Origin of the sequence: Candidatus Sodalis sp. SoCistrobi (assembly GCF_900143145.1) — a bacterium.
In the GTDB taxonomy this organism is placed as follows: Bacteria; Pseudomonadota; Gammaproteobacteria; order Enterobacterales; family Enterobacteriaceae; genus SoCistrobi.
In genome coordinates, this window is sequence record NZ_FRDB01000130.1 from 1 (window position 1) to 8,553 (window position 8,553).

Below are 8,553 nucleotides of genomic sequence, written 5' to 3' on the forward strand. Positions count from 1 at the left end.
AAGGAGGTAAAGTAGGCATCTGCGCGGCAATGCGAAAATTACTCCAATTAGCTTATGGTGTCTTAAAATCTGGAATACCCTTCGATGAAAATATAGCTCTTGCATCATGATGAGCAAGACGGTATCTGACGTCCGGGGGACTTGCGGCGTTTGCGCTGGTACAGGCGAAAGTGGCGGCGCAGGCGACGGCGCAAATGGATGCGCTCAGCGCCCTCGGCTTTCGGCCGGTAGAAGGTGAAATCGACTGCTGCTATACCTTGCCAGCCAGCGTCGGCGGCGCGCCCGTCGCGGCGTTGCCGGCGGCGGAAATGCGCGTGGCGGAGGCCGCCGATATTCCCGCGCTGCGCGAACTGGCGGCGCAGACGCTGACGTTGAGCCGCTTTCGGCCGCCATGGTTTAGCGATGAAGAACGCCAGCGTTTTTATGCCCAGTGGGTGGAAAACGCCGTGCGCGGCAGTTTTGATCATCTCTGCCTGGTGGCGGACGGGCCCACCGGCCCGGAAGGGCTGGTGACGCTGAGGGATATCGGCGAGCAAACGGCGCGTATCGGCCTGTTGGCGGTGTCTCCCGCCGCCCGCGGTCGCGGTACCGGCAAATTGCTGTGCCGCGCGGCGTTGGGCTGGTGTCGCAGCCGCGGCTTCAGCCAACTGCGGGTGGCGACGCAAACCGCCAATCTGCCGGCGCTGCGGCTTTATCTGGCAAGCGGCGCGCAGATTGTGCATGCCGCGCATTGGTTATACCGAGGACCTCATGATTCCATTTAACGCGCCACCGGTGGTCGGCACCGAATTGGGCTTTATGCAAGCGGCCATGGGCAGCGGCAAGCTGTGCGGCGATGGCGGATTTACCCAGCGCTGCCAGCAATGGCTGCAGCAGCGCTTTGGCAGCGCGAAGGTGCTGCTTACGCCTTCCTGCACCGCCTCGCTGGAGATGGCGGCCATCCTGCTGGATATTCGTCCCGGCGATGAAGTGATTATGCCGAGCTACACCTTCGTTTCCACCGCTAACGCCTTTGTCCTGCGCGGTGCGACCATTGTGTTCGTTGATATCCGCCCGGACACCCTGAATATCGATGAAACGCTGATAGAAGCGGCGATCACGCCAAAAACCCGCGCCATCGTGCCGGTCCATTATGCCGGCGTTGCCTGCGAAATGGATACGATAATGGCCATCGCCGCGCGGCATCGTTTGTGGGTCGTGGAGGATGCCGCTCAGGGGGTCATGGCGACCTATAAGGGGCGCGCTCTGGGCACTATCGGCCATATCGGCTGCTTTAGTTTCCACGAAACCAAAAACTATACCGCCGGCGGCGAAGGCGGCGCGACGCTTATCAATGACGCCACGCTGGTCGAGCGGGCGGAGATCATCCGCGAAAAAGGCACCAACCGCAGCCAGTTTTTCCGCGGGCAGGTGGATAAATATACCTGGCGCGATATTGGTTCCAGTTACTTGATGGCCGATTTGCAGGCCGCCTACTTATGGGCGCAGCTGGAGGCGGCGGACACCATCAATCAACGCCGCCTGGCGCTGTGGCATCGCTACGCTTCTGCGCTGGAAGCGCTGGACGGCCTGACGTTGCCGTCGGTGCCGGAAAACTGTCAGCACAATGCGCATATGTATTACGTCAAATTGCGCGATATCGACGACCGTGACGCCTTTATCCGCCATATGAAAGCGGCGGACATCTTGACCGTGTTTCATTACATCCCGCTACACTACAGTCCGGCGGGTCGCCGCTTTGGCCGGTTCCACGGCAACGATCGCTACACCGGTAGCGAAAGCCGGCGCCTGGTGCGTCTGCCGCTGTTTTATAATCTAAGCGACGACGACCAGCAGCGCGTCATCGACGCGATACACGGCTACTACCGCTGATATGTCGCTGGCGAACGCCTCGGTCTGGACTGCGCTGTCCACGCTGATTAAAATCGGCGCCGGCCTGCTGGTAGTGAAAGTGTTGGCGGTGGCTTTCGGCCCCGACGGCGTGGGGCAGGCGGGGAACTATCGCCAGTTGGTCACGGTGTTGGGCGTGCTGTCAGGTGCCGGCATCTTCAATGGCATAACCAAATTGGTGGCGGAGCACCAGCATCAGCCGGAGCGGCTGCGCACGGCGTTGGGCACCGGTTCGGCGATGGTCCTCGGCTCCTCGCTGCTGCTGGCGGCGGTGTTCATTTTTGCCGCCGATCCGGTCAGCCGCGCGCTGTTCGGCCACGAGCGCTATCGGGGCGCCATTGTTGCGTTGGCGGTTATTCAGCTTGGCATCGCCTGTGCCAATCTGGGGCTGGCCGTCTTGAAAGGATATCGCGACGCCGCCGGCAATGCTCTTGCCGTCAGCGCCGGCAGTCTGCTCGGCGTCGCGGCCTTCTTCGCCTGCTATCGCCTGGGCGGTTATGCGGGGGCGTTGGCCGGATTGGCGCTGCTGCCGGCGATGGCGCTGCTGCCGGTACTGTTCATGTTGTGCTACCGGCGTCGACTGCCGCTGTCGTTCTTGCTGCCCGCCTGGGACAGCGGCTATGCCGCGTTGCTAGGCAAGTTCACCGTCATGGCGCTCATCACCTCGGTCACGCTGCCGGTGGCCTATGTGATGATGCGTAATTCGCTGGCGCGCAGCGAGGGGTGGGCGGCGGTGGGGATCTGGCAGGGCGTCAGCAGTATCTCGGATGCCTATTTGCAGTTTATCACCGCCTCGTTTACCGTTTACTTATTGCCCACCCTTTCGCGTTTAACCGAGAAGCGGGCGGTGGAACGGGAAATTGCGCGCGAGCTGCGGTTTGTCTTGCCGGCGGTGGCGGCGGTCAGTCTGACGCTTTGGCTATTGCGCGATGTGGCGATCCGAGTTTTGTTTTCCGCCGAATTCAGCGCCATGAGCGGTTTATTTGCCTGGCAACTGGTGGGGGATGTCCTTAAAGTGGGCGCCTATGTCTTCGGTTATTTGGTGGTGGCCCGGGCGGCGCTGCGGATCTATTTATTGGCTGAAATCACCCAGTTTGTCCTGCTGACCGGTTTTTCCCACTGGCTTATTCCGCGTCACGGCGCGCTGGGCGCGACCCAGGCCTATATGGCTACCTATATCGTCTATTTCGCGTTGTGCGGCGGTGTGTTCCTACTGTACCTCAGGAAAAAATGAGTAATTTAATTCATGTGCTGGGATCCGATATCCCGCACCATAATGTGACGGTACTGCGTTTCTTTAACGATACGCTGGCGGCGATTTGCCCGCCGGCGCAGATCCGGTGTTTTATGGTGGTTGCCCGGGACGGCGCGCCATTTGCCAACTTTAGCCAGCTGGATATAGAACGTTTCGACAGCAAACGAGCATTGACCAAAGCGCTGGTGCGCCGCGCCGCCAGGGCCCCGGACGAACGTTATTTTCTGCACGGCCAATTTAATCCCTCGCTCTGGCTAACGATGCTGACGGGTAAAATCCGCCCGGCGCGCCTGAGTTGGCACGTATGGGGCGCGGATCTGTATGACGATTCACGTCGTCTGCGCCACCGGTGGTTCTATCTGCTGCGCCGGCGTGCTCAGGGACGGGTTGGCCATGTGTTCGCCACCCGCGGCGACTTGGCCTGTTACCGCCAGCGTCATCCGTCGGTGCCGGCTTCGCTGCTCTACTTTCCCACCCGGCTGGCCACGGATATCGCGCGGGCGACGCCGGATGAGGCAGACAATCGGCCGCTGACGCTGCTGGTAGGGAACTCCGGTGATGCGTCTAACCGCCACAGTCAGGCGCTGCGCGCCATTCATCATCACTTTGGCAGCGGAGTACGCATTATTGTGCCGATGGGCTATCCCGCCGGCAACGATGCCTATATCGCCACGGTGCGGGCGCAGGCAGAGCGCTGCTTCCCGGCCGGGCAGGTACAGATCCTCACCGAACAGCTGGCCTTCGACGATTATCTCGCGCTACTGCGGCAGTGCGATGCCGGCTATTTCCTGTTTCCGCGCCAGCAGGGTATCGGCACGCTGAGCCTGATGATCCAGCTTGGCCTGCCTTTCGTGCTCAGCCGACACAATCCGTTCTGCCAGGATCTTCTGGCGCAGCAGGTGCCGGTACTGTATGAGGATGACGCGCTCGATGCCGCCATGATCCGCGAGGCGCAGCGGCGCATGCTGGCGCTGGATCCGGCGCGCATCGCCTTTTTTTACCCCAATATCCTGCAAGGCTGGCGCCAGGCGCTCTCCATCGCCGCGGGAGTACCGCTATGACCCTTGCGCAGTTCGGCGGCCTGCTGGTGGTCTATTTATTATCGCTAAGCTTGGTGGCGGCGCTGACCTACCGGGAGTTTCGGTGGGTCAGGTTTAATTTCAATGTCTTTTTCTCGTTGTTATACCTGTTGACGTTTTATCTCGGCTTCCCTTTTACCTGCCTGCTGGTTTTTCGCTACGGCGTCGAGGTGGTCCCGGTGGACAACCTGCTTGAGGCCCTATTGGCGGCAACCGCCTTCTACGGCATCTATTATGTCAGCTACAAAACCCGTCTTTTCCCCCGGCCGCGCGGCCCGCGGCCGCCCTGGTTCAGCATCAGCCGCACTGAAATTCACTTGCTATGGCTGCTGCTGGCGCTTATCGCCGTGGCAACGGTGATGATCTTCTTCATGCAGAACGGTTTCCTGCTGTTCCGGCTGCGCGCCTACAGCCAGATCTTCTCTAGCGATGTTTCCGGCGTGGCGTTAAAACGCTTCTTTTATTTCTTCATCCCCGCCATGCTGCTGATTTACTTCCTACAGCCTACCCGGCGCAACTGGATTATATTTCTTATTACTACGGTCGCTTTCGGCATTTTTACCTATCTGGTTGTGGGCGGCACCCGCGCTAATATTATCATTGCCTTCGCGTTGTTTTTGTTTATCGGTATTCAACGCGGCTGGATCACGCTGTGGATGCTGGCGGGCGCCGGCGTGGTGGCGATCGGGGGCATGTTCTGGCTGGCGCTGAAACGCTATGGTCTGAATGTCAGCGGCGATGAGGCGTTTTATACTTTTCTCTATTTAACGCGGGATACTTTCTCGCCCTGGGAAAATCTGGCGCTGCTGCTGCAAAACTATGGCCATATCGATTTTCAGGGGTTGGCGCCCATCATGCGTGATTTTTACGTCTTTATTCCCGGCTGGCTGTGGCCTGACAGACCATCATTGGTGCTCAATACCGCCAATTACTTTACCTGGGAAGTGCTCGGCAACCATTCAGGATTGGCGATATCACCCACGCTTATCGGCTCGCTGGTGGTCATGGGCGGGGTGGGCTTTATTCCGTTGGGCGCGGTCGTCGTCGGGCTTATCATTAAAGGCTTCGACACGCTCTATGAACGCGGCAGGGCGGCGGGGGATCGTTACCGCGCATCGCTACTGCAGTCATTCTGCTTTGGCGCGGTATTTAACATGATTGTTTTGGCGCGGTAAGGCGTGGATGCGTTTGTATCACGAGTGGTGTTTTTCTGCCTGATATTCGGCCTGTGTCTGCTCATGGCCAAAGTGTTGTTCCTGCTGTTCCGACATGCGGGATTCATTCGGCCGCGCACCGCCAGATTGAACGATTATAGCGCTATGCCGTAACCGATTACCCCCCATGGGAAAAACATAATGCATAATAACGACGGGGTACCCCACTATCACATCCGCGGTCTGTCACTTTGGGGGTTTCGCGATCGGGCCGAATGTGTCGATTATTTGTTTGCGGGCGGACGGCTGAAAACCGGCACGCTGGTGGCGATTAACGCCGAGAAAGTGCTCAACGCCGAGCGGGATGCGGCGCTGAAAACGCTGCTCGACGCAGCGGAATACAAATATGCCGATGGTATCAGCATCGTACGTTCGATCCGCCGTAAATATCGCCATGCCGAGGTAAGCCGTATTGCAGGGGCGGATTTATGGGAAGATTTAATGGCCCGCGCCGGCAGGGAAGGGGTGCCGGTGTTTTTGGTCGGCGGCCGCCCGGTGGTACTGATGCAAACCGAGTCGCAGCTGCGCGCGCGCTGGAATGTCAACATCGTCGGCCGGCAGGACGGCTATTTTAGCGCCGACGCGCAGCCGGCGTTGATTGAACGCATCCGCGCCAGCGGGGCCGCCATTGTCACCGTTGCCATGGGGTCGCCGCGCCAAGAGCAACTGATGCAGGCAATTCGGCGGCAGCATCCTGCGGCGCTGTACATGGGCGTGGGCGGCACCTATGACGTATTTACCGGTCACGTCAAGCGTGCGCCCAAGGGATGGCAAGATCTCGGTTTGGAGTGGCTTTACCGGTTATTGAGCCAACCGTCGCGCTTGCAGCGTCAGCTTAAACTTTTACGTTATCTGGGCTATCATATCAGCGGACGCCTGTAGCCGGCGGCAAGAAAAGGCGCGCCGCTGACGTAAGTGAGCAAAGGGTAACCAAACGCATAATTTCTCAGAAAAATCACTAGACAGCCGGCGCGTAAATCCGTACTATCCCCACCCGCAACGGCGCTACGCGCCCGTAGCTCAGCTGGATAGAGCGCTGCCCTCCGGAGGCAGAGGTCTCAGGTTCGAATCCTGTCGGGCGCACCATCATATTTGTGCGCAGAGCCGTGGTAAGTCTAAAGCCGCGTTGCGATAGTAATCAGTAATGGTGATTGTAGCTCAGTTGGTAGAGCCCTGGATTGTGATTCCAGTTGTCGTGGGTTCGAGTCCCATCAGTCACCCCATTATTAGTGGGCATGCGAAGGTGGCGGAATTGGTAGACGCGCTAGCTTCAGGTGTTAGTGTCTTAACGGACGTGAGGGTTCAAGTCCCTCTCTTCGCACCACATCCTTGATTTGCCTGTATTATACCTGCCTGTTGGCACCCGGTATGAGCTTGCTCAGGGTGGCAGACGCAGCGTTTCACCTCGGCGAGTAGCGCAGCTTGGTAGCGCAACTGGTTTGGGACCAGTGGGTCGGAGGTTCGAATCCTCTCTCGCCGACCATATTCCCCTAAGAGCTTGTTAGACGATGTTCAAATAAGTCTTATAAGAGAAACAGCAAGTTATCATAACTTGCTGTTTTTTTTTCTCCTCGCAAGCGAGCACTGTTTTTACTCATTCCGTCAAGGTATTGCGTCTCTTGTGCCCCGTGCCCTGTGGCCTGTGCACCGCGCTCCGTGTCCTGTGGCCCTGTGCCCTGTGCCCAGCGCTCCGTGTCCTGTGGCCCGTGCCCTGTGGTCCGTGCTCCGTGCCCCGTGCCCCCGTGCCCCCGTGCCCCCGTGCCCTGTGGCCCGTGTCCGATTTTGCTGTGGCTTTCCGGGACCCCCGCCTGAGGTGAAATAAAGACGTGCCAAACCCGCCCGCGCCACGCTTGGTGGCAGAAAGCAGCCACTTCAATGCACTTATCACTCACTCCCCCGCTAAACCAGTCCCCTTGCAAGTGAATTGTTAAAGGCGTGTCAACGGATCTTTCCACGTGATGGCAAAACCCCAGGGAAAAACGGCTCATTTATTATTTACATTCAAAATATTAATTTAAATATCTGAACCCTAGTTAATTTATTTCGTCAATTAATGCATTGTGATCAGTAATATAATGAGTAATAAGCTCAGATATCAATAAAAGCCTGAAATTTACTTTTCTTTAGGAAAAATTAATTAAATATACAAAAAAGGTTATTGTTTAAGTGTAATTAGGAGATGCATCACATATTTAATTAAATATGACATGCTATAGCTATAAAAGACAATATGAGGATTTTTATTATTTCCTCATCGACAGCATGGTGCATTTAAATATAATAATAAACACATTAATTAATGTTATCTGAAATAAAGTGACTGTCTCATCCAACGGAAATAAGGTTGGTCAATTTTGGATAGGAGAAACCGGTATGGAAAGGATTCTTGTTACAGGCGGAGCTGGCTACATTGGCACCCACTTAGTTGAACAGCTACTTTCTCAGGGGCATTTTGTTCGCGTTATTGATAATGGCACATTTGGTCTGTCTGGATTACGTCCTTTTTATGGATTTAATCGCTTTGAGATGCAAAAAGGGGATATACAAATTACCGCGCATCTGCGTAAAGCAGTTAACAATATCGATAAAGTTGTTCATCTGGCAGGTATAGTGGGTAACCCGGCATGTTCCTTTGATAAAGATATTTGTAATGAAGTTAACGTGGTTGCGACCAAACGCATATTTGACGTGGCCGCCAAAGGAAATGTCAAACATATTCTCTTTGCCTCAAGCTGCAGCGTATATGGGTATGGTGATGAGGTTTTCACTGAAGAATCAAAATTGAATCCGGTCGATTATTATGCAGAAACCAAAGTCAAAGGCGAAGCCATCGCGCAAAGCTATCAAGATGACTTAGCTGTAACCCTCTGTCGATTCTCCACGGTTTTCGGTGCCTCCCGGAGAATGCGGTTTGATTTAGCGGTTAATGGTATGACCGCTAGCGCCGTTAACAGGGGAAAATGCGTGATTTATGGCGGACAACAATGGTGAATCACCCCGGATAAATTAGAGTCTATACTTTAAAAGTGGAGGTCTCTATGACAACGACCAAACGTTACTCTCCGGAAGTCCGTGAACGGGCAGTTAATCTAGTGCTGGAAACTCAGCATGAGCA

Annotated in this window: 6 protein-coding genes, 4 tRNA genes and 2 pseudogenes; all 12 read left to right on the top strand. The window is 56.2% G+C overall.

Annotated elements, in window-relative coordinates:
- Positions 1-110: pseudogene (locus tag CINSTRO3249_RS16605) on the top strand (IS110 family transposase); the annotation flags it as partial.
- Between the two features lie 60 nt (positions 111-170).
- The gene (rffC, locus tag CINSTRO3249_RS09865) at positions 171-764 is read left to right on the top strand and encodes a dTDP-4-amino-4,6-dideoxy-D-galactose acyltransferase (protein ID WP_074013157.1); all 594 of its coding nucleotides are present in this window, start codon (positions 171-173) and stop codon (positions 762-764) included.
- Complete coding sequence (rffA, locus tag CINSTRO3249_RS09870) at positions 751-1,872, top strand: dTDP-4-amino-4,6-dideoxygalactose transaminase (RefSeq protein ID WP_074013158.1); 1,122 nt, start codon at positions 751-753, stop codon at positions 1,870-1,872. Before rffC ends, rffA begins: the two co-directional genes overlap by 14 nt.
- Before the next feature lies 1 nt (position 1,873).
- On the top strand, positions 1,874-3,124 hold the full coding sequence (gene wzxE / locus CINSTRO3249_RS09875) for a lipid III flippase WzxE (protein ID WP_074013159.1): 1,251 nt from the start codon (positions 1,874-1,876) through the stop codon (positions 3,122-3,124).
- Positions 3,121-4,206 (top strand): TDP-N-acetylfucosamine:lipid II N-acetylfucosaminyltransferase, encoded by a 1,086-nt coding sequence (locus CINSTRO3249_RS09880; protein ID WP_074013160.1) that lies wholly within the window; start codon positions 3,121-3,123, stop codon positions 4,204-4,206. Before wzxE ends, CINSTRO3249_RS09880 begins: the two co-directional genes overlap by 4 nt.
- Positions 4,203-5,552: pseudogene (wzyE, locus tag CINSTRO3249_RS09885) on the top strand (ECA oligosaccharide polymerase). Before CINSTRO3249_RS09880 ends, wzyE begins: the two are co-directional and overlap by 4 nt.
- A 27-nt stretch (positions 5,553-5,579) precedes the next feature.
- Positions 5,580-6,320, top strand: a complete 741-nt coding sequence (gene wecG, locus CINSTRO3249_RS09890; protein ID WP_074013161.1) for a lipopolysaccharide N-acetylmannosaminouronosyltransferase — start codon at positions 5,580-5,582, stop codon at positions 6,318-6,320.
- Positions 6,321-6,447: 127 nt separating this feature from the next.
- Positions 6,448-6,524, top strand: a tRNA-Arg gene (locus CINSTRO3249_RS09895).
- A gap of 61 nt (positions 6,525-6,585) precedes the next feature.
- Positions 6,586-6,661, top strand: a tRNA-His gene (locus CINSTRO3249_RS09900).
- A 14-nt stretch (positions 6,662-6,675) separates the two neighbouring features.
- Positions 6,676-6,762 (top strand) — tRNA-Leu (locus tag CINSTRO3249_RS09905).
- Positions 6,763-6,844: 82 nt separating this feature from the next.
- Positions 6,845-6,921, top strand: a tRNA-Pro gene (locus tag CINSTRO3249_RS09910).
- Positions 6,922-7,754: 833 nt separating this feature from the next.
- The gene (locus CINSTRO3249_RS09920; protein ID WP_125933165.1) at positions 7,755-8,429 is read left to right on the top strand and encodes an NAD-dependent epimerase/dehydratase family protein; all 675 of its coding nucleotides are present in this window, start codon (positions 7,755-7,757) and stop codon (positions 8,427-8,429) included.
- The last annotated feature ends 124 nt before the right edge of the window (positions 8,430-8,553 follow it).

Coding starts and splice junctions, on each gene's coding strand:
- rffA (WP_074013158.1), top strand. CDS start 751: ATGATTCCATTTAACGCGCCACCGGTGGTCGGCACCGAATTGGGCTTT.
- wzxE (WP_074013159.1), top strand. CDS start 1,874: ATGTCGCTGGCGAACGCCTCGGTCTGGACTGCGCTGTCCACGCTGATT.
- CINSTRO3249_RS09880 (WP_074013160.1), top strand. CDS start 3,121: ATGAGTAATTTAATTCATGTGCTGGGATCCGATATCCCGCACCATAAT.
- wecG (WP_074013161.1), top strand. CDS start 5,580: ATGCATAATAACGACGGGGTACCCCACTATCACATCCGCGGTCTGTCA.